Below are 18,537 nucleotides of genomic sequence, written 5' to 3'. Positions count from 1 at the left end.
CTGATCGCGCCGATCGCGATGGAAGACGGCCTGCGCTTCGCCATCCGCGAAGGCGGCCGCACCGTCGGCGCAGGCGTGGTGTCCAAGATCCTCGCGTAAGGCGGGGTAGGGTGCGCCGACCCCGGAGCACCCTACTTGATCGGGGTGTGCCGGGGTCGGCGCAGTCTATCCGTGACGGGAATTTTCAATGCAGGGCCGCTTTCGGGCGGCCCTTTCTGGTTCGCCCGGCTCAGCCCCTAACACGTGCGTCGGCTTCGGCTGTCACCGCATCCATGAAAGTGCCCAGATCGGCGGCCAGCTTGGCACCCTCGGGTTCCGAGACGCGGGGCGGCACGGTGCGGTCCCAGACCCGCCAGAGCAGCGCTACCCGGCCAAAGGGCAGGGGGAACATCAACCTGTCCCATGTCCGCCATGACCAGAAGCGCGAGGCGGAGAAGGTGAAGACCACGATAGGCACCTGCGCCGTCCGCGCCCATTGGATCGGCGTCACCTTGGCCACCCGCGCGGGGCCCCTCGGCCCATCGGGCGAGATGCCGATAGAGATGCCCTGTTTCAGCCCGCGCAGCACCTCGCGCATCTCGGCGGCGCCCAGCACTCCCTTGGGCATCGGCACGGTGCCATAGCCGAAGGCGCGGTGCAGCCAGCCGACCAGACGGCCCGCGCGCCCGGCGGAAGTCAGGCTGCGGCAGGGTGCCTGAGCAAGGTCGAACATCCAGGGCGTCATCATGATCCGCTGGTGCCAGCACACGATGATCACCGCCCCATGAATTTCGATCAGGCGCGCGACCGTGTCCCATCCATCTGCCTCGCGGCGCGAGCTGTGGTAGACCGCCGTCAGCCACAGCCGGAACAGCCACGCCGTGGCCCGGTTGACCGTGGCGCTTGAGGCGATGCGTTGACGCAAGGTCATGTCTGGTGTGCGCTCCCTTTCCGGATCTTCCTTGGACGGCTTCGCGGACTTGGTCAACACGGGTGGCCCACACTGGCCCGTACTGGCGCGCAGGGGGCGGCGGCCCTAGACTGCGGCTGGAACAGAGGAGGGATCGGGATGGCGGACAGGCGCGAGACGGCGGAGATCGGGTTGATCGGGCTGGGCACGATGGGGGCGAACCTTGCGCTCAACATCGCCGAGACCGGGCACAAGATCGCGGTCTGGAACCGGACCCGCGCCCGTACGGAGGCATTTGCGCGCGAGGCCGATGACTTGGCGGCGATGCTGGTGACGACGGTCGATTTGTCGGAATTCGTCGCGGCCATCGCCCGGCCGCGCCGGATCGTGCTGATGGTTCCAGCGGGCAAACCGGTCGACGATCAGATTGCGGCCCTTCTGCCCTTGGTCGATGCGGGCGATGTGATCGTCGACGCGGGCAATTCCGACTGGCAGGATACGGACCGCCGCGCGGCAGCTTTGGCGCGCGAGGGCATCGAGTTTCTCGGGCTTGGCGTCTCGGGCGGGGCCGAGGGCGCGCGCAACGGCCCTTCGATGATGGCGGGCGGGTCGGACCGGGCATGGGCGGCCTTGGCCCCGGTCCTGCAGGTCGTCGCGGCGCGGTTCGAGCATGATCCCTGCGTTGCCCATCTGGGGCCGGGCGGCGCGGGGCATTACGTCAAGATGGTTCATAACGGGATCGAATATGCCGACATGCAGATGATCGCCGAGGTCTATGGCCTGATGCGCGATGGCATGGGGCAGGGTGCTGCGGCCATCGGCGACGGTTTTGCGCGCTGGAACGAGGGGCCGCTCGCCTCCTACTTGATCGAGATCACGGCCGAGGTGGCGGGCAGCATTGATCCCGACAGCGGGCACCCCATGCTCGACCTGATCGTGGACAGGGCAGGGCAGAAGGGGACCGGCCGCTGGACCGTGATCGATGCGCAGATGCGCGCGGCGCCGCTTCCGGCGGTCGAGGCGGCGGTGACGGCGCGGGTTCTGTCGGGCGAGGCTGAAGCGCGCGCCGAGGGGGCGGCCATCTTCGGCGAGGCGGGGGCGATGGAACTGCCTGAGCGAGATCTGGAAAGTGCGCTGATGGCGGGCAAGATCCTGGCTTATTCGCAGGGGTTCTCGCTGCTGGCGACCGCGAGCGCAGAGCAGGATTGGTCCCTGCCTCTGCCGCGCATCGCCGAGATCTGGCGGGCAGGCTGCATTATCCGGTCGGCCATGCTGGGTGACATGGCGCGCGCACTGGCCGAGGCGCCGGATGCGCGGCTCGCCTTTGCGCCGGACTTCGCCGTTGCGCTGGAGGCGCATGTGCCGGGTTTGCGGCGTGTCGTGGCGGCGGCGACCCTTGCGGGTTTGCCGGTGCCCGCGCTAGCGTCAAGCCTTGGGTATTTCGACACGCTTCGGCAGGCGCGGGGCACGGCCAACCTGATCCAGGGCCTGCGCGACCGGTTCGGGGCGCATGGGTTCGAACGGACGGACCGGCCGGGCGCGCGCGACCTGCATGGCCCTTGGGGCTAAGGCCAACCACCAAGCCTCGAGGGCGGAATCCTCCGGTGATGCGCTTGCGTGGTCTTGGTATGGCAAAGTTGCATTCGCGCTCGTGCCGGGGGAGCTAGAACAGCCGAAAGGGGGGCGCTGCGACCAATGCCGGGACATGCAGGCTGGCCCTGCGGTTGCGCAAGACACCCGTCCTTGCACGAGCAGGGTGTTCGGTCTGGTCATGCGGCAACGCGCGATGTCCGATGCGGTTTCCAAGGTGGACAGCGCCACTTCGCATCTGGACAAGCGCGCCTTTAGGTCCTATTCCGCAGGCGGCCTAGGGGTGTAGCTCAGTTGGTAGAGCAGCGGATTCCAAATCCGCAGGCCGGGGGTTCGAGACCCTCCGCCCCTGCCATGTTCCCTCATTCGATTATCAGCTGCTCACCCGCCCGTTCGCGCGCGTGCCGTTGCGCAAGACACGGCCCCGCACCGGCAGGGCGGTACGGGGCTTGGTCGGATCACTCTGGGCGGCAAGCGCCGCGTCGTGTTCGCGGTGGCATCAGCCCGCAGTCGGCCCTGCCTCCAGCACATCCTCGAGCGTCCGCAGGCCGGTGCGCGGGGCCTGCACCAGCACCGACATGTTGCCAGGCTTGTGCTCGTTGCGGAGCATCTTGGTATGCGCGTCGGGCAATTCGGCCCAAGGAAACACCTCGGACATGCAGGGGTCCAGACGCTGTTCCACCATCAGGCGGTTGGCGGCCGAGGCCTGTTTGAGATGCGCAAAATGGCTGCCTTGCAGGCGCTTTTGATGCATCCACATGTAGCGCACGTCGAAGGTGCAGTTGAACCCGGTGGTGCCCGCGCAGATCACGACCATGCCGCCCTTCTTGCACACCAGCGTGGAGACCGCGAAGGTCGCCTCGCCCGGATGTTCGAAGACCATGTCGACGTTCACGCCCTTGCCGGTGATGTCCCAGATCGCCTTGCCGAAGCGGCGCGCCTCTTTCAGCCAGGCGTTGTATTCGGGCGTGTTGACCGTGGGCATCTGGCCCCAGCAGTCGAAGTCCTTGCGGTTGATGACGCCCTTGGCGCCAAGGCCCAGCACATAATCGCGCTTGCTTTCATCCGAAATGACGGCGATGGCATTTGCGCCCGCAGTGTTGGCCAACTGGATCGCATAGACACCCAAGCCACCCGACGCGCCCCAGATCAGCACGTTCTGGCCCGGCTTCAGCTCATGCGGGTGGTGGCCGAAGAGCATCCGGTAGGCGGTGGCGAGCGTCAGGGTGTAGCAGGCCGACTCCTCCCAGGTCAGGTGCTTGGGGCGCGGCATCAATTGCTGCGCCTGCACCTTGGTGAACTGCGAGAACGATCCGTCAGGCGTCTCGTAGCCCCAGATGCGCTGGGTGGGCGAGAACATCGGGTCGCCGCCGTTGCATTCCTCGTCGTTGCCGTCATCCTGATTGCAGTGGATCACGACCTCATCGCCGACCCTCCAGTTGCGGACCTTGTCGCCGACCGCCCAGACGATGCCCGAAGCATCGGAGCCCGCGATGTGATAGGGTGCGCCGTGGCCGTCGAAAGGGCTGATCGGCTGGCCGAGACCCGCCCAAACACCGTTGTAATTCACGCCCGCCGCCATCACGAGCACGAGAACCTCGCTCGAGTCGATCGTCCATGTGTCGACCACCTCAACCTCGAAGGCCTTGTGGGGTTCGCCATGGCGTTCGCGGCGGATCGTCCACGCATACATCTGTTTGGGAACATGGCCGAGGGGCGGCATCTCGCCCATTTCATAAAGGTCCTTTTTCGGCGCGTCGTAGGTGGCGATCGCGGGGCTCGCGTCGAGGGCCATGGGCATGTCTCCGTTCCTCATATGATGCCGCACTGCGGAATCAATCTTGCTGCTGCTGCGAGAGATACAGATGGCCGCGCAACAAATCAAACAGGAAAATGCCAGTTCGTGAAATATTATGTCGCGACGGACTTGAGATCCAGCGGGGTTTGCGCCTCTTTGGGCGTGTCTCGCAGCAGATGCGCGACCGAGGCCGCGTAGAAGGCGATCAGGTCGACGCCCTGCCCGGTTTCGGGCACGCGCAACCGGTCTCCGGTGCGCTGCAGGATGCGCCGTTCGATCAGCGCCCGCAGCCCGGCTTCGATGGTGTAGGCGATGTCGTCGCGCGGGATATGGACGGTGACGCCTTGGGCCTGCGCCACCTCGATCCGGCGGCGCACCAGCGCGTCCAACGCCACGACGCTGCGCACGCCCTCGTGCAGGGCATGGGCGACCAACGGCACAGGTGTCACCGGCATGACCGTGGCGATGCGGCTCATGAGTTCAAGCCCAAGCGCCCCGGCAGGGTCGTCATGCGGGCTGTCCATGAAGGCGGTCAGGCTGAGCGGTTCACCAAAGCTGACCGCGGCATAGCCATAGCGGTGATACTTGCCGGTCAGCCGGTTCCAGAGCTGCCGCCGCAGATAGCGCCAGATCGGCCGGAGCGAGAAACGGAACCGCCGCGTGCCCTGGATATGGGCGTCGATCAGCGTCTTGTCCTCCATCACCCGGTCATAGTTCAGTGCGACGGGCACGAAGACCACATCACGCGACCGGCCTGGCCGGAACCCTTCGAGAATATAGGAGAAAAGGCCCAGCTTGGGCTTCGCCAGATGCCCTGTGCGGCTAAGCCCGCCCTCGGGAAAGACGGCCTGTGTCACGCCCGCTTCGGTCGCCATCTGGACGTAACGGGCCAGAACCTTGCGGTAGAGCGCATTGTTGTGGCGGCGGCGGATGAAATAGCCCCCCATCGCACGCACAAGCTGGCGCATCGGCCACACCCGCGCCCATTCGCCTACCGCATAGGCCAGCGCCGAGCGTTCGGCGACCAGCCATGTGACCAGAACGTAATCCATGTTCGAGCGGTGGTTCATCACGAAGACGACGGTCGCATCCTCGGGGATCGCCTCGAGCGCGGGGTCGTTGGCATGAACCAGCCGCACCCGGTAAAGCGATTGCGACAGGATGCGGGCGGCGCGGATGGCAAAGCCGAAATAAGTGAAGGCGGAAAAGCCCGGCACGATCTCGCGCGCGTAGCGTTCGGCCTTTTGAAACGCCACGTCCTCGCGGATGTTGTTGTCGCGCGCATGATCGGCGATGGCCTGCGCCACCTCGGGATCATAGATCAGGCGGCGGATCGTATCCATGCGGCGCGCGAGCTTGAAGGGTTGGATCGGCTGCTTGAGGCGCTTGTTCAGCTCATCGACCGCGCGTTCGAGCCGTCGGCGCAGGAACCACCGAACGGACGGGAACAGGAAGTGCGATGCGAAAGTCACGCCCGCGAAGAGCAGGATCAGGATGAACAGCCAGATCGGCAGGGTGACGGTGCTCGACATCGCAGGCAGGTTCGCAGGTTTGACCCGTGCGCGCAATCGGGCCGACCGGGCCGGCCCAAAGGTCTCAGAGCGTCATGTGCCGGGCGCGCGCGCCGCGTTCGATGGCCGCCGCATGCAGCCGGTCGATGTCGAGTGCATGGCGGAGTTCCTCGAGGAACCGCAATTCCGGCTGCGTCAGTGCGCCATCCGCTGCGGCGACATCGCAGGCGATGGCATAGGCCGTTTCATGGAGCCGGTCAGGCAGCGCATCGCGCACCAGCCCGAACAGCGCATCGAGCCCATCCTCTTCCTCGAACAGCTCGAACACGGTCTTTGCGACCTCGCGCATGCGGTCGGTGTCGAAGGCGGCGAAGACCGGCAGGTGGTTGACGATCTGTTCGATCGTGACCAGTTCCGCGGTGCGGATCGACTCGTCGGCGACGGAGACGGCCACCATCACGGCGACAAGGGCATCTTCGGGGCTGATGATATCGGACATGCGTACGCTCCTGATCGACGAGGGGTATTTATTGACCTCGCCGCGCCCGCACAATAGGGCGAGAGCGCGCGGGCAGACGGGCCCGTGCCTGATACGGGACCCATCCATCATGACCGCCCTTTGCGACGCAGCAATGACCTCCAAGGCCTGGCCCTTCGAAGAGGCGCGGGCGGTTCTGAAACGCTACGAAAAGGCACCGCCCGAAAAGGGTTACGTCTTGTTCGAGACGGGCTATGGCCCCTCCGGTCTGCCCCATATCGGGACCTTCGGCGAAGTTCTGCGCACGACGATGATCCGCCGCGCTTTTCAGATCATTTCCGACATCCCGACCCGGCTGATCTGTTTCTCCGACGACATGGACGGCATGCGCAAGGTGCCGGGCAATGTGCCCAATCAGGACATGCTGCGCGACCATCTGCAAAAGCCGCTGACCCGTGTGCCCGACCCGTTCGGCGAGTTCGAGAGCTTTGGCGATCACAACAACGCCATGCTGCGCCGGTTCCTCGACACTTTCGGGTTCGACTATGAGTTCTATTCAGCCACCGACTATTACGCATCCGGCCAGTTCGACGCGATCTTGCTGCGCGCGGCCGAACGCTATGACGCGCTGATGAAGGTGATGCTGGCGTCATTGCGCGACGAGCGGCGCGAGACCTATTCGATCTTCCTGCCGATCCACCCCGAAACCGGCCGCGTGCTCTATGTGCCGATCAAGCATGTCGATGCGAAAGCGGGGACCGTGACCTTCGATGACGAGACGGGCCGCGAATGGACGCTGCCGGTCACGGGCGGTCAGTGCAAGCTGCAGTGGAAGCCCGATTTCGGCGCGCGCTGGGCGGCGCTTGGCGTCGATTTCGAGATGTATGGCAAGGATCATTCCACCAACACACCAATTTATGACGCGATCTGCGAGATCCTTGGCGCGCCCGCGCCGCATCATTTCACCTATGAGTTGTTTCTGGACGAGACGGGGCAGAAGATCTCGAAATCCTCTGGCAACGGCATCTCGATCGACGAATGGCTCAGCTATGCCTCGACCGAGAGCCTGTCGTATTTCATGTATCTCAAGCCCAAGACCGCCAAGCGGCTCTATTTCGACGTGATCCCCAAGGCGGTCGACGAATACCACCAGCAACTGGCGGCCTACCCGTCCCAGACGCCCGAGCAGCAGCTGGCCAACCCGGTCTGGCACATCCACGGCGGCGACGTGCCGGCCAGCACGATGGTGGTGCCCTTTGCCATGCTGCTCAACCTCGCCTCCGTCTCGGCGGCCGAGGACAAGGCGCGGCTCTGGGGGTTCATCAACCGCTACGCGCCCGATGCCTCGCCCGAGAAAAACCCCGATCTGGATCAGGCGGCGGGCTTTGCCATCCGCTACTTCAACGATTTCGTGAAGCCGACCCGCGTGTTCCGCCTGCCCACCGACAAGGAACGCGCCGCGATGGAGGAACTGGTCGCCTGTCTGGGCGACGAGGCCCGCGCGCTGGACGTGATCGCGCGCAAGAATGCGCAGGAGGGCAAGGATACGGCCCTGCCAGAGGTCGACTGGCAGGACGACGAATTCCTGCAATCCATCGTCTTTGCCATTGGCAAGACGCATGGCTTCGACCCTTTGCGCGACTGGTTCGCGGGGCTTTACGAGGTGCTTCTGGGCGCAAGCCAAGGCCCGCGTTTCGGCGGGTTCATCGCGCTCTACGGGATCGAGGAAACCAAGGCCCTGATCGCGCAGGGGCTTGCGGGCGATCTGGTCGCGTGACGCGATGGCGGCGGAGGGCACATACCCGCCGCTGTTCACGCTCAAGGCGGTCGCCCGCGATGTCTGGATCGCGGACGGCCCGATCATCGACCTCTACCGGATGCCCTTTCCCACGCGGATGACGGTGGTGCGGCTGTCGTCGGGCGATCTGTGGCTGCATTCGCCGATCGCCTTCTCCGCCGATCTGCTGGAGGCGTTGCAAGAGATCGGTCCGGTGCGCCACCTGATCGCGCCGAACTGGCTGCATTACGCCCATGTTCAGGATTGGGCCGATGCGCTCCCTGCCGCGCAGACATGGGTCGCGCCGGGCGTGGTGGAGCGGGCCGAGGGGCAGGGCGTCCGGCTGAGGGCGGATCACCTGCTGGGCGATGCCGCGCCGGAGCCTTGGTCGGGTGACCTCGACCAGATGATCGTGCCCGGATCGCGGCTGCACCGCGAGGCGGTGTTTTTCCACCGCGCCAGCCGCAGCCTGATCCTGACCGACCTGATCGAGAATTTCGAACCCGCCCGCCTGCCTTGGCATCTGCGGATCGTGACGCGAGTGGCGGGCAACCAGCACCCTGACGGGTCGATGCCGCGCGACCTGCGCCTGACCTTTGACAGGCAAGCGCTGGCGGGCGCCGTGCGCCGGATGATCGCGTGGGAGCCCGCGCGCATCTTGATCGCGCATGGCCGCTGGTACCCTGCGCGGGCGGTGGACGAGTTGCGCCGCGCCTTTCGGTTTCTCGACCTTTAGCGCCCGTCCGGGTGAAACCCGCGCGTCGGGCGCTACGTTTCTGAGGGGACATGCCACCCGTCACGGAGACATCGCCATGCTACGCGCCCTTATCGCCGGATTGTTCCTCGCCCTTGCCGCCCCCGCCATCGCGCAAGAGGTGCTGGCCCCCAACCCCGAGATCGAGGCCACCATCGCCGGTCAGTTCGACGCCTTCCGCGCCGAGGACGTGCCCGGAGCATGGGCCTTTGCCAGCCCCAATATCCAGGGGCTCTTCGGCACGCCCGAGAATTTCGCCCGCATGGTCGAACAGGGCTATCCGATGGTCTGGCAACCCGGCGAGGTCGATTTCATCGATTTGCAAAGCTTTGGCGGGCTGCTGGTGCAGCGCGTGCAGGTGATCGATGGGACGGGCAACGCGCATTACCTCGGCTATCAGATGGTCCGGACCGACGACGGCTGGCGCATCAACGGGGTGCAGGTGCTGCGCGCGCCCGACGTCGCGGCCTGACCGCGCGCGTTAACCGCGTCTTAACCCCTCCGGGCTACACCCTTGGGCGGTCCCGGCCTCATGCGCCGGGCTCTGTCTTGGACAGTGCTTTACAACCGAGGTGGCCGTGAAAGGCGCCTGCGGTTGCCCCTTTCCGGTCCTGTGACACACGCGCCGGGGCAATGCCCCGCGCCGGAAAGGGGTACCACATGAATCAGGTGATCACCGACGGGCTGGTGCTGATGCCACCACCCTTTGCCGACGGGCTTGCGGTCTGGTCGCGGCAAGACGGGCGGCCGGGCAGCGACACTTGGGCCACCGCAGCGAACGCGGCCCTTGTTGCGGCGGATGCCGATTTCGGGACCTGTCTGGAGATCGTCAAGACGGAAAGCACGACGCGCATCCGCTTCATGAGTCAGACGCCCATCGTGCCGGGCCTGTACCTACGGGTGTCGGCCCGGGTCAAGGCGTTGTCGGGCAACCTGCCCACCGCGCGAATCGCCGCCTGGGCGGGCAACGCCGCAAGCCAGAACCTGCCCAGCGTGCCGCAGATCGGGCCTGCCACCGCGCTGACCGCCTATGGCGAGGTTGTAACCGTCACCGCCATCATCGGCACCGGCGCGCGTGGCGGCGTCGACATGCCATGGGGCACCGCCGCCAGCTTTGGCCATGTGGGCCTCGACCTGACTGGGCCGAATGGCGGGCAGGTGCGCATCGACGCCATCGAGGTGGAGGATGTCACCTCGGTCTTCTTGCGCAAGCTGATGGATTGGGTCGATGTGCGCGATTTCGGCGCGGTGGGCAATGGCGTGACGGATGACCGCGCGGCCTTTGTTGCGGCCGATGCCGCCGCCGCCGGGCGCGAGGTGATGGTGCCCGCGGGCAACTACCGCATCGCAAGCAGCCTGACGATGAACAGCCCTGTGCGGTTCGAAGGCAAGCTGGTGATGCCCGACGAGGCGCGCCTGTCGCTGAACCAAAATTTCGATCTCAAGGGCTATTCGGAGGCGATGGGCGATGACGTGCTGGGGCTGCGCAAGGGCATCCAGCAGTTGTTCAACCAATCCGACCACGAAGGGTTCGACCTGTGCGGGCGGCGCGTGGTGCTGGACGCCCCGCTGGATGTGCAGGGCATCGTCGGCAACCGCAACACCTATGCCAACCGCCGCGTTTTGAGGAACGGCCAGTTGTCGGCCACGAATTCGCCCGGATGGAACGACGCGGTCTTTACCCGGTCCGGCACATGGTCGGCCTCGGACCCGCGGCGCATCACCGGCCTGTCGAATGTGGCCGACATCCCCATCGGCGCGTTGGTGACAGGCCCGCAGGGCGTGGGGCGCGAGATTTATGTCATGGCGCGCGATGTGGCGGGCGGGCGCGTGACGCTCTCGGCGTCGCTGTCGGGCGCGCCGGTGACCCAGACTTACACGTTCCGGCGCTTCCGCTACATGCTGGATTTCTCGGGTTGGCTGAACCTGCAGCGCTTCATCGTCTCGGATATCGAGTTCCTGTGTGCGGGCCTGTGTTCCGGGATCAACCTGCCCGTCGACGGGCTGGTGTTCCAGATCCAGGACTGTTTTTTCACCGGGCCCAAGGATCGCGCCATCACGTCTTGCGGCGAAGGCTGTCAGGGGATGCAGATCGACCGCTGCCAGTTCCTGTCGAACGAGCAGAACACCAACGCGCCTTTGCGCACCAGCATCGCGTTCAATTCCAATTCCTCGGACGTCAAGGTGCGCGACAACCGCGTCAACAAGTTCCGCCATTTCGGGGTCGTGGGCGGCACCGGCAACATCTTTTCGGGCAACCATTTCTTTCAGGGCGATGGCGTCACCGATGGCCCGCGCACGGCGGGTCTGGTGCTGGCCGACAACAACATCAAGACCACGATCGAGGGCAATTACATCGACAATTGCTATATCGAATGGGGCAATGAGCGCGACCCCACGCCTGCCTTTTCGACCGGATTCAGCTTTCACGGCCTGTCGCTGGACGGAAACATCTTCTTTTCCACCGAAAGCGCGCCCTGGATGAATTTCATTGTCATCAAGCCTTACGGGCCGGGCCATTTCATCAACGGGCTGACGGTGACCGACAACCTGTTCAAGAAGACCGGCGGCGCCCAGCTTGAGGCGGTGGAGGGCGTGGATACCAGTTTTGCGCAGCTCGACCTGACGCGCACTGCGGACCTTTTGTTCAACGGCAACACCTATACCGGGATCATCAAGCGGACCGAGAACCCGGTGACCGTGCGCCATGTGGAAGGCACAGCCTCCACGACCTGGAATGTTGATATGAGCGGGTTTGCCCCTTTCGGCGCGCCAGTGCGGGCCGGCACCGCATTCCTCGCCGAGGGGCCGTTGCGCAGCGCGTCCAACGTCATCGTCTACTTCACGCCCTATGCCGAACCAGCGCAAGGCCCCGGTGGGCGGACGCTGCGGCTGCGCTGGCAGCAAGATGTGCGCGGCACCGCCCAGATCACCGCGCGCTTCGACCTCTGAGGCATCTGCAACAGTATGGCCCGGCCCCGTTTCGACGCCGGCCGGGCTTTCCTTTGGCGGGTGACCGGGCTAGCTCGGCCCGCATGTCCGTATTGCCTGTGGAATGTGTTCAGGATTATCCCCGCCCGCCCCGGCTGGAACGGGTAGGCCAGCCCCTGCGCGTGGTCTTTGCCGGCGTTCCGGTGGCGCAGGCCGATGCGGGCACGGCGTGGCGGGTGCTGGAGACCCATCACGCGCCGACCTATTACCTGCCGCCCGATGCCGTTGTGGCTGCCGCGTTGGTGCCCTCGGCCCGGGAAACCTGGTGCGAGTGGAAGGGGCGGGCGGCCTATGTCGATCTTGTGCTCAACGGGCGACGGTCGCGCAACGCGGGCTGGACCTACCCGACGCCAACCGCCCGGTTCGAGGCGATCAAGGATCACATCGCCTTTTACGCCACCTCGGTCGATGCAGCCTATGTGGGTGACATCCGCGTGGTGCCCCAGCCCGGCGATTTCTATGGCGGCTGGGTCACGGCTAACCTGACCGGCAAGATCAAGGGCGCGGTGGGCACGCTGCACTGGTAGGGATTAGGGCAGCAGGTCGGACGGCGTCAGCCGGTAAGCCTTGCCGAAGCCGCCGTTCAGCGCGCCTGACAGCGGCGTGAAGCGCACCAGCCCGAAATCTCCGAAATCGTAGTAGAGCGTCGCCTTGGGATATAGTCCGAGGTAATGCGCCTTGAGGTCTGCCTTGTCGGCCTGCTCCGCCTTGGCCTGCAGCGTCAGACGTGGATGGGTCAGCGGATCACCCTTGGCGCCCGGCTCGCCAATCAGCAACGAGCAGCGCGGATCGGACCGGAGCGCGCTTGTATGGGCTGACAGGGTCGAGATCAGTGTCAAGGGCGCGCCATCGGGGCCGGGCACCAGCGACACGCGCGTGACCATCGGCGCGCCGGTATCAGGGTCGATCACGCCCAGCGCGGCAAAACGCGCCGTGGCGATCAGTTCGCGGGCCAGCGCGCGCGCCTCGGCGTCCGTGGGGCGGATCGGATCTGTGGGACGTTCCGTCATACGTGGTAACCTAGCGCCGAGACCGGGATCGCGCCAGAGTGGCCGGTGGTGCCGGGATCGTGGCGGCGCGGCAACGCCCGCGCCCATTCTGGCCCTGGTGCCCTGTGAGGGCTACGAGCCGCCTTGCACCCGGTCAGAGGGCGCGGCAGCGTGGGGGCCTGCCAAGACCCAGGGGGGAATGTCATGGCCCTTGCTCCGCCACTCGACGAGGAGGCGATGGACGCCGATCTGCGCGCCCATGTGCAATTCTTCAAGGGACCGCTCGGGGTCATCCCGAACTCAGTGCGCACGATGGCGCACAGGGCCCCCATCGCGCGTGCCTTCACCGATCTGAATGTCGCGGTGATGACCGATTACGGATCGGGCGTGACGCCGGAATTCAAGCGGCTGATCGGCTATGTCTCCAGCTTTGCCTCGGGTTGCCTTTATTGTCAGGCGCACATGATCCTCGCCTCCGAAAGGTTCAACGCGACCGAGGCGCGGCTGAACGACGTGTTCGATTTCGAGCGTAGCGACCATTTCACGGAAGCTGAGAAGGCCGCCCTCGCCTTTGCCAATGCGGCGACGCAAGTGCCGAACGCCGTGACGCCCGAGGTGGGCGCGCGCCTGCGCGCCTACTGGGACGACGGGCAGATCGTCGAGATCATGGGGGTGGTCGCGCTGTTTGGATATCTCAACCGTTGGAACGATTCGATGGGGTCTGCGCTTGAGGATCTGCCGATTTCCAAGGGCGAGGCGCGGCTGGCGCAGGCGACTGGCTGGAGCGTGGGGAAACACCGATGACCGACCTGTCGGGCGCCGTGAGGGAAGCGTTGCGCGCGCGTGGCGAACCAGTCAGCCGGCTGGGATATTTCTGCGTGCCCTTTCGCCCCGCCGAGGGGGTGCTCAAGGACAAGGTGATCAAGACCTATCGCGGCGGGCGCGATCCCGAAGTCCTGGAACAACTGGCGCGGCGCCATACGGCCTATGTCGACTTGCTGACTTGGGCAGGCGTGCGCCTGCCCGAGACCCGTTTCCTGATCCTGAACGAGGCGGGATATATGCAGCCCGTGATCGTGCAAGACGCGCTGGACGAGGCGATCTTGATGCGCCCCCAGATCGAGGCGGCGGATTTACCCGATGCGCTGGCATTGCTCGAAGGTGCTGCCGCCAGTATCGCCGATTTCTGGGGCCGCGTGGCGCAACGCCCCGAACGGATCGGCTATCACCCCTCGATCCGGAATTTCGCCTATGACGCGGAGGGTCCGATCTTCTTCGACACCTTTCCGCCGCTGATCGGCTATAGCCGCGAGGATATGGGCAAGCTCTTGTTGCGTTTTTCCGAAAGCGGGCTGGTGCGCGGCGTGGGGACGGTTATGCCCGGACGCATTCGCGCCATTCAGGATGAATGGTATTCCCCCGCGGGCACAATCGTGGGCCTGTTCGGCAGCGCCGTGCGCCTTCGCCCCGAGGATGGCCCTGCGATCCTTGATTGGGCCCGCGGCTTTGCCGCCGCGCATCTGGACGCGGATCTGGGCGTCGAGGTTCTGGCCGAGCTTGACCGCCCGCCGCGCCTGCCCGCCTTCTGGACGGGGATGCGCCGGGTGCTGGGTCTCGAGGGCAAGCCCAATGTCTGAGGCCACCCGGCCGGACATGAAGGTTGTCCTTGTCACGCCCGAAATCCCCGGCAACACAGGCAGTGTCGGGCGCAGCTGCGTGGCGCTCGATCTGGAACTGATCCTGATCCGGCCCTACGGGTTCGAGATCACAGAGAAATCCGTGCGCCGCGCAGGGCTGGACTATTGGCAACATGTCCGGTTGGCCGAATATGACGACTGGGCGGCGTTCATCGCCCATCGCGCGCCGCGCCGTGACCAGATCTTCTTGTTCGAGGATGATGGTACCGGCGGCACCGTCTATGACCCGATCTACCCCTCCGACGCTTATCTTGTCTTCGGCCGTGAAACCAAGGGGTTGCAGCCCGAGATCCTGACCGGGATGGAGGATCGCACCTTCAGGTTGCCGATGCGCAGCCCGCATATCCGGTCGCTCAACCTCGCTAATGCGGTGACGGCGGTGGCCTATCAGGCGATGCGCGGCCGGTTCGATTGATCAGGTGGCGTGACCGGGCAAGGCTTGCTAGGCTGAGGCCGCAGGAGGACTGTGCCATGCCCGCCATCACCAGCGACACCACTGCCCAGACCGTCATAACGACCTTCGAGACCTCGCCCGGTCAATGCGCCGATCTGCTTGAGGAATTGCAGGCAGCCTACGACGGCTTCATCTCGCGTCAGCCCGGCTTCCTTGCCGCGGCGCTCCATGTGAACGACGCGCAGACACGCATCGCCAACTACTCGCAATGGGCGCGGCGCGAGGATTTCCTCGCCATGCTGCGGTCCGATGAGATGCGCGATCGCAACCGCCGCATCGGTGCGCTGTGCCGGTCCTTCGAGCCTGTGCTCTATGATGTCTCGGCGACCTATGGCGGCTGACCCGCGCAAGGCCGAACAAGACAGCTCGACGGCCAGCGAGCCCCGTCCGCTGGAGGAAGAAGTGCGCGCGTTGCGGCAGGAATTGACCTTTCTGCGCGAGCACAGGATGTTTCAGCTCTATCAATCCGTGCCGCGGATCTTGCTGTATCGTTTCGCCAGTGGGATGGCCGCAGGGTTGGGAACCGTGATCGGCGCCACGGTTCTTTTGTCGCTGATCGTCTGGTCGCTGAGCCAGATCGAATTCATTCCGATCATCGGGGAATGGGCGGTCCGGATCGCCGGCGAGATAAGTACCCTGACCCAAGGCAGTGAATAAGATCAACCGCCCTGCAGCGCCTGCCAGATCCGCGAGGGTGAGAAAGGCATCTGCGGTGGCGCCTTGCCGGTGGGGCGGAAGGCGTCGGCCATTGCGTTCATCAGCGCGGCAGGCGCGCCCGTGGTGGCGGCCTCGCCCACGCCCTTGGCGCCCAAAGGGTTCATCGGGCTGGGCGTTTCCGTCTGCGACAGGCTGAGCGGTGGCAGGTCGTCGGCGCGCGGCATGGCGTAATCCATGAAGCTGCCGGTCAGCAACTGGCCATCCGTGTCCAGCACGATCGCTTCCAGCATGGTCTCGCCCACGGCCTGCGCGAAGCCGCCTCGGATCTGGCCCTCCACCTGCACCGGGTTCACGATCACGCCGGTGTCGTCATGGGCGTGTGCGGACAAGAGGCGGGCGGTTCCGGTCTCTTCCTCGATCTGCACCAGCGCGGCATAGGCACCGAAGGCCCAAGCTTGCCCGGCCACCTCAAAGCGGCTCTCTGCGGTGACAGGCAGGGATGCGCCGTCCTGAAGCATCCGCTTCGCCGTCTCGCAGGCCTCCATCAGGGCGCTGCCGCCGATCGCCGTGGCCCGGCTGCCCACCGCGCCCACGCCCACCGGGGCGGTGCCGGTGTCGCCCGCATCCAGCGTGATCGCCTCCATCGGGAGCCCCAGTGCGTCGCTGGCGATCTGGGAAAAGGCGGTGAGGCGTCCGTGGCCCTGCTGCGTCGCGCCGGTGACGATATGGGCGGTTCCGTCGGCGTCGAGCGTGACGCGCGCGTATTCCCAGCCCGCCGCCGAGGGGTCGACGTAGAAGGCGACCCCGAGCCCCGCGAGGCCACCCGAAGCCCGGATCGCGTCGCGCCGGGCGCGTAAGCCGTCGAGGTCGCAGGCCGTGGCGAATGCGTCAAGGGCGGCGGCGTAGTCCCCACTGTCGAGCCGGTTGCCTGTGGCGGTGTCATGGGGCAGGGCAGACGCGGGCAGGAGGTTGGCCTTGCGCAGGGCGATGGGGTCGCGGCCTGTGGCGGCGGCGGCCTCGTCTATCAGGCGCTCGATGATCACGTTGGCCTCGGGCCGCCCGGCGCCGCGGTAGATACCGACGGGCGGGCTGGCATGGGCCATCACCTCGGTCGCGATATCAAGAGCAGGGATGACATAGCCCGAGGGCAGGATGCGCGCGGCGTTGAAGGCGGGCATCAGGCCCGTGCCCGCGACCCAGCCGCCCACCGGCGCCTCGATCCGCGCCTCGAGCGCGAGGAAACGGCCATCGGCGTCGAGCGCCAGCCGCCCGCGTGATGCGAGGCCACGGCCATGGCCGGCCGACAGGAACTCCTCGGACCTTGTCGCTATCCAGCGCACGTCGCGCTTGAAGTGGAGCGCGGCCCAGACGGCGAGGATTTCCTCGGGGTAGGAAAACCCCTTCATCCCGAAGCCGCCGCCCACGTCGGGGGCGATGACGCGCAGGCGGTCGGGGTCAAGCTGCAGGATGCGGGCGAGGTCGGATTTGGTGCGATGGGGGGTCTGGGTGGATTGGTAGATCGTCACCCCCTCGGTCACCGGGTCGTAGCGCACGGCGATGCCGCGCGGCTCCATCGGGGAGGGGGCGACGCGGGGGTGGAGCGTCTCCACCTCCACCACGGTGGCAGCGTTGGCGAAGGCGCGGGCGGTATCGCCGGTCTGCCAGCGGCGCCCGGCGATGCGGCGGGGGCTTGGCAGGGGCGCGTCGTCAAGGTCGAGGGCGATGAGGTCGACCGCGTCGGCGGCGCGCGCAGGGCTGTCGGCCAGCACGGCGGCGACGGGTTCGCCGACGGCGCAGACATGGGTTCGGGCGAGCAGGGGGAAGGGCGGAACCTCGGAAATCTCGAGCACCGGCTGCAGGTCGGGGGGCACGGTGGGCGGCAGGTCGGCGCCGGTGAGGACGGCGGCGACGCCGGGGGCGGCCATCGCCTCGGAGGTGTCAAGGCCCGCGATCCGGCCCGACGCCGCGGGGCTGCGCAGGAAGGCAAGGTGAAGCGGGTCGGTCAGGACAATATCGGCGGTGTAGCAGCCGCGCCCCGTCAGCAGCGCCGGGTCCTCGCGCCGGGGGATCGCCGCGCCGATCATCTTGCCTGCCGGTTTGGTCATGTGCCTGTCCCCTGTCGTCTTTCCACGTCATGCTGATACTGTGTCTTGGGCGGGGAATGGCAAGGTAGAACGGACATGCGGGTTGCAGTGATCGGGGCGGGCAGCATCGGGGGATGGGTCATCGCGGCGCTCGAGCGCGAGGGGCTTGGGCCAGAGGCGGTGATCGTGCGGGGCACCGCGCCCGAGGGGGTGCGGGCAGTGCGGTCGGTCGCGGACTTGCCTGCGGGCGTGACCCACCTGGTCGATTGCGCAGGGCATGCGGGGTTGGCCGCCCATGGGCCGGGGGCGCTGGCGGCGGGGATCGACGTGATCACGCTCTCGCTGGGCGCGCTGGCCGATGCGGGGCTGGCGCGTGATCTGGCGCTGGCGGCAGAGGCGGGATGCACGCGGCTGCATCTGGCAAGCGGGGCGATCGGGGCGCTGGACGCGCTCAGGGCGGGGGCGGTCGGCGGGCTATCGCGGGTGCGCTACACCGGGCGCAAGCCGCCCGCGGGCTGGGTCGGGTCGCCCGCCGAGGCGGTGCTGGACCTGTCGGCGCTCACGGCACCGGCGGCGCATTTCGAGGGTACCGCGCGGGAGGCGGCGTTGCGTTATCCGAAGAATGCGAACGTGGCGGCGGCGGTGGCGCTGGCCGGTTTGGGCTTCGATGCGACGCAGGCGCGGTTGGTGGCCGATCCGGAGGCGGGCGGGAATATCCATGAGATTGAAGCGGAAGGGGTTTTTGGATCCTTCCGATTCGAGATCACAGGGGCAGCCCTGCCCGATACGCCGCGCAGTTCGGCTCTCGCGGCGATGAGCGTGGTGGCAGAGTTGCGGCGGCTCGGGGCGCGGGTGACGACCTGAGGGG

The 18,537-nt window shown here is 66.4% G+C and carries 19 protein-coding genes and 1 tRNA gene; 14 read left to right on the top strand and 6 right to left on the bottom strand.

All coding sequences use genetic code 11. The annotated features are described in order from the left end of the window. The coding region (locus C7455_RS18030) for an EF-Tu C-terminal domain-related protein (protein ID WP_146200044.1) at positions 1-99 on the top strand (99 nt) is incomplete at its 5' end. A 130-nt stretch (positions 100-229) separates the two neighbouring features. Here C7455_RS18030 and C7455_RS18025 read toward each other — a convergent pair. Next, complete coding sequence (locus C7455_RS18025; protein WP_109670613.1) at positions 230-910, bottom strand: lysophospholipid acyltransferase family protein; 681 nt, start codon at positions 908-910, stop codon at positions 230-232. Positions 911-1,048: 138 nt separating this feature from the next. Between C7455_RS18025 and gndA the strand changes: the two genes are divergently transcribed. Together gndA and C7455_RS18010 are read left to right on the top strand one after the other, a co-directional pair. Further along, positions 1,049-2,458 (top strand): NADP-dependent phosphogluconate dehydrogenase, encoded by a 1,410-nt coding sequence (gndA, locus tag C7455_RS18020; protein WP_109670611.1) that lies wholly within the window; start codon positions 1,049-1,051, stop codon positions 2,456-2,458. 300 nt (positions 2,459-2,758) lie between these two features. Continuing rightward, positions 2,759-2,834 (top strand) — tRNA-Trp (locus tag C7455_RS18010). A 144-nt stretch (positions 2,835-2,978) separates the two neighbouring features. On the opposite strand, the gene ccrA is transcribed toward C7455_RS18010, so the two are convergent. The 3 genes from ccrA to C7455_RS17995 all read right to left on the bottom strand — a co-directional run bounded on the left by ccrA (position 2,979) and on the right by C7455_RS17995 (position 6,287). Continuing rightward, positions 2,979-4,274, bottom strand: a complete 1,296-nt coding sequence (gene ccrA, locus C7455_RS18005) for a crotonyl-CoA carboxylase/reductase (RefSeq protein WP_109670627.1) — start codon at positions 4,272-4,274, stop codon at positions 2,979-2,981. 116 nt (positions 4,275-4,390) lie between these two features. Next, positions 4,391-5,809 (bottom strand): 1-acyl-sn-glycerol-3-phosphate acyltransferase, encoded by a 1,419-nt coding sequence (locus C7455_RS18000; RefSeq protein WP_109670608.1) that lies wholly within the window; start codon positions 5,807-5,809, stop codon positions 4,391-4,393. A gap of 64 nt (positions 5,810-5,873) precedes the next feature. Continuing rightward, positions 5,874-6,287, bottom strand: a complete 414-nt coding sequence (locus tag C7455_RS17995) for a tellurite resistance TerB family protein (protein ID WP_109670606.1) — start codon at positions 6,285-6,287, stop codon at positions 5,874-5,876. 109 nt (positions 6,288-6,396) lie between these two features. On the opposite strand from C7455_RS17995, the gene C7455_RS17990 reads away from it, so the two are divergent. The 5 genes from C7455_RS17990 to C7455_RS17970 all read left to right on the top strand — a co-directional run bounded on the left by C7455_RS17990 (position 6,397) and on the right by C7455_RS17970 (position 12,315). After that, positions 6,397-8,043: a lysine--tRNA ligase gene (locus C7455_RS17990; protein ID WP_109670604.1), complete on the top strand. Its 1,647-nt coding sequence runs from the start codon at positions 6,397-6,399 to the stop codon at positions 8,041-8,043. Next, a complete protein-coding gene (locus C7455_RS17985) occupies positions 8,021-8,779 on the top strand; it encodes a DUF4336 domain-containing protein (RefSeq protein ID WP_245904415.1) in 759 nt (252 codons plus the stop codon). Before C7455_RS17990 ends, C7455_RS17985 begins: the two co-directional genes overlap by 23 nt. Before the next feature lie 76 nt (positions 8,780-8,855). Beyond that, on the top strand, positions 8,856-9,269 hold the full coding sequence (locus tag C7455_RS17980) for a DUF4864 domain-containing protein (protein ID WP_109670600.1): 414 nt from the start codon (positions 8,856-8,858) through the stop codon (positions 9,267-9,269). Between the two features lie 188 nt (positions 9,270-9,457). Then, complete coding sequence (locus C7455_RS17975) at positions 9,458-11,749, top strand: right-handed parallel beta-helix repeat-containing protein (RefSeq protein ID WP_109670625.1); 2,292 nt, start codon at positions 9,458-9,460, stop codon at positions 11,747-11,749. A gap of 83 nt (positions 11,750-11,832) precedes the next feature. Further along, a complete protein-coding gene (locus C7455_RS17970) occupies positions 11,833-12,315 on the top strand; it encodes a DUF427 domain-containing protein (protein ID WP_109670598.1) in 483 nt (160 codons plus the stop codon). A 3-nt stretch (positions 12,316-12,318) separates the two neighbouring features. On the opposite strand, the gene C7455_RS17965 is transcribed toward C7455_RS17970, so the two are convergent. Next, positions 12,319-12,798, bottom strand: a complete 480-nt coding sequence (locus C7455_RS17965) for a HugZ family pyridoxamine 5'-phosphate oxidase (protein ID WP_109670596.1) — start codon at positions 12,796-12,798, stop codon at positions 12,319-12,321. Positions 12,799-12,981: 183 nt separating this feature from the next. Here C7455_RS17965 and C7455_RS17960 point away from each other — a divergent pair, with 183 nt between their 5' ends. Genes C7455_RS17960 through C7455_RS17940 form a run of 5 tightly spaced genes read left to right on the top strand, consistent with a single transcriptional unit; the run spans position 12,982 to position 15,585 of the window. Continuing rightward, positions 12,982-13,581 (top strand): carboxymuconolactone decarboxylase family protein, encoded by a 600-nt coding sequence (locus C7455_RS17960; protein WP_109670595.1) that lies wholly within the window; start codon positions 12,982-12,984, stop codon positions 13,579-13,581. Further along, entirely contained in the window at positions 13,578-14,414 is an 837-nt protein-coding gene (locus tag C7455_RS17955; protein ID WP_109670594.1) for a DUF6206 family protein, read from the top strand. Before C7455_RS17960 ends, C7455_RS17955 begins: the two co-directional genes overlap by 4 nt. Continuing rightward, positions 14,407-14,889, top strand: a complete 483-nt coding sequence (locus tag C7455_RS17950; protein ID WP_245904414.1) for a tRNA (cytidine(34)-2'-O)-methyltransferase — start codon at positions 14,407-14,409, stop codon at positions 14,887-14,889. The genes C7455_RS17955 and C7455_RS17950 overlap by 8 nt, the downstream gene beginning before the upstream one ends. Before the next feature lie 56 nt (positions 14,890-14,945). Continuing rightward, the gene (locus C7455_RS17945; RefSeq protein WP_109670590.1) at positions 14,946-15,269 is read left to right on the top strand and encodes an antibiotic biosynthesis monooxygenase family protein; all 324 of its coding nucleotides are present in this window, start codon (positions 14,946-14,948) and stop codon (positions 15,267-15,269) included. Continuing rightward, on the top strand, positions 15,259-15,585 hold the full coding sequence (locus C7455_RS17940; protein WP_109670588.1) for a DUF5665 domain-containing protein: 327 nt from the start codon (positions 15,259-15,261) through the stop codon (positions 15,583-15,585). Before C7455_RS17945 ends, C7455_RS17940 begins: the two co-directional genes overlap by 11 nt. Before the next feature lie 2 nt (positions 15,586-15,587). On the opposite strand, the gene C7455_RS17935 is transcribed toward C7455_RS17940, so the two are convergent. Then, complete coding sequence (locus tag C7455_RS17935; RefSeq protein WP_109670586.1) at positions 15,588-17,690, bottom strand: xanthine dehydrogenase family protein molybdopterin-binding subunit; 2,103 nt, start codon at positions 17,688-17,690, stop codon at positions 15,588-15,590. A gap of 75 nt (positions 17,691-17,765) precedes the next feature. On the opposite strand from C7455_RS17935, the gene C7455_RS17930 reads away from it, so the two are divergent. Beyond that, entirely contained in the window at positions 17,766-18,533 is a 768-nt protein-coding gene (locus tag C7455_RS17930) for an aspartate dehydrogenase (protein WP_109670584.1), read from the top strand. The last annotated feature ends 4 nt before the right edge of the window (positions 18,534-18,537 follow it).

The sequence above is a fragment of the Roseicyclus mahoneyensis genome (assembly GCF_003148775.1).
GTDB classification, from domain to species: domain Bacteria; phylum Pseudomonadota; class Alphaproteobacteria; order Rhodobacterales; family Rhodobacteraceae; genus Roseicyclus; species Roseicyclus mahoneyensis.
Note: the sequence above shows the minus strand (reverse complement) of the source record. Positions and strands in the feature narration are given on the sequence as shown.

What these genes read in the sequence shown, in the direction of transcription:
- C7455_RS18025 (WP_109670613.1), bottom strand. Translation starts at nt 910, where the DNA reads ATGACCTTGCGTCAACGCATCGCCTCAAGCGCCACGGTCAACCGGGCC.
- C7455_RS17945 (WP_109670590.1), top strand. Translation starts at nt 14,946, where the DNA reads ATGCCCGCCATCACCAGCGACACCACTGCCCAGACCGTCATAACGACC.
- C7455_RS17955 (WP_109670594.1), top strand. Translation starts at nt 13,578, where the DNA reads ATGACCGACCTGTCGGGCGCCGTGAGGGAAGCGTTGCGCGCGCGTGGC.
- gndA (WP_109670611.1), top strand. Translation starts at nt 1,049, where the DNA reads ATGGCGGACAGGCGCGAGACGGCGGAGATCGGGTTGATCGGGCTGGGC.
- C7455_RS17995 (WP_109670606.1), bottom strand. Translation starts at nt 6,287, where the DNA reads ATGTCCGATATCATCAGCCCCGAAGATGCCCTTGTCGCCGTGATGGTG.
- C7455_RS17965 (WP_109670596.1), bottom strand. Translation starts at nt 12,798, where the DNA reads ATGACGGAACGTCCCACAGATCCGATCCGCCCCACGGACGCCGAGGCG.
- C7455_RS18000 (WP_109670608.1), bottom strand. Translation starts at nt 5,809, where the DNA reads ATGTCGAGCACCGTCACCCTGCCGATCTGGCTGTTCATCCTGATCCTG.
- C7455_RS17960 (WP_109670595.1), top strand. Translation starts at nt 12,982, where the DNA reads ATGGCCCTTGCTCCGCCACTCGACGAGGAGGCGATGGACGCCGATCTG.
- C7455_RS17935 (WP_109670586.1), bottom strand. Translation starts at nt 17,690, where the DNA reads ATGACCAAACCGGCAGGCAAGATGATCGGCGCGGCGATCCCCCGGCGC.
- C7455_RS17970 (WP_109670598.1), top strand. Translation starts at nt 11,833, where the DNA reads ATGTCCGTATTGCCTGTGGAATGTGTTCAGGATTATCCCCGCCCGCCC.
- C7455_RS17950 (WP_245904414.1), top strand. Translation starts at nt 14,407, where the DNA reads ATGTCTGAGGCCACCCGGCCGGACATGAAGGTTGTCCTTGTCACGCCC.
- C7455_RS17930 (WP_109670584.1), top strand. Translation starts at nt 17,766, where the DNA reads ATGCGGGTTGCAGTGATCGGGGCGGGCAGCATCGGGGGATGGGTCATC.
- C7455_RS17940 (WP_109670588.1), top strand. Translation starts at nt 15,259, where the DNA reads ATGGCGGCTGACCCGCGCAAGGCCGAACAAGACAGCTCGACGGCCAGC.
- C7455_RS17975 (WP_109670625.1), top strand. Translation starts at nt 9,458, where the DNA reads ATGAATCAGGTGATCACCGACGGGCTGGTGCTGATGCCACCACCCTTT.
- C7455_RS17990 (WP_109670604.1), top strand. Translation starts at nt 6,397, where the DNA reads ATGACCGCCCTTTGCGACGCAGCAATGACCTCCAAGGCCTGGCCCTTC.
- ccrA (WP_109670627.1), bottom strand. Translation starts at nt 4,274, where the DNA reads ATGGCCCTCGACGCGAGCCCCGCGATCGCCACCTACGACGCGCCGAAA.
- C7455_RS17980 (WP_109670600.1), top strand. Translation starts at nt 8,856, where the DNA reads ATGCTACGCGCCCTTATCGCCGGATTGTTCCTCGCCCTTGCCGCCCCC.